General features: G+C 70.3%; 1 protein-coding gene. It reads left to right on the top strand.

The features are described from left to right. Positions 1-316: flavodoxin family protein (locus tag IH45_RS0142810; RefSeq protein ID WP_030682753.1), on the top strand; the 316-nt coding region annotated here is incomplete at both ends.

Below are 316 nucleotides of genomic sequence, written 5' to 3'. Positions count from 1 at the left end.
CTTCGGTCACACCGCGGTGCTCGCCGAGGCGGTGCGCGACGGCGCCGCCGACGCCGGGGCGACCGTCCACCTGGTCAAGGTCGACGAGATCACCGAGGAACAGTGGGACCTGCTCGACGCCGCCGACGCGATCGTCTTCGGCTCGCCGACCTACATGGGCACCGCATCCGGCGCCTTCCACGTCTTCGCCGAGGCCACCTCGAAGCGCTGGGCGACCCGCGCCTGGCAGGACAAGCTGGCGGCGGGCTTCACCAACTCCGGTTCCAAGAGCGGCGACAAGCTGCACACCCTGCAGTTCTTCTCCGTACTGGCCGCC

Origin of the sequence: Streptomyces rimosus subsp. rimosus (assembly GCF_000720725.1) — a bacterium.
In the GTDB taxonomy this organism is placed as follows: domain Bacteria; phylum Actinomycetota; class Actinomycetes; order Streptomycetales; family Streptomycetaceae; genus Streptomyces; species Streptomyces rimosus_A.
Note: the sequence above shows the minus strand (reverse complement) of the source record. Positions and strands in the feature narration are given on the sequence as shown.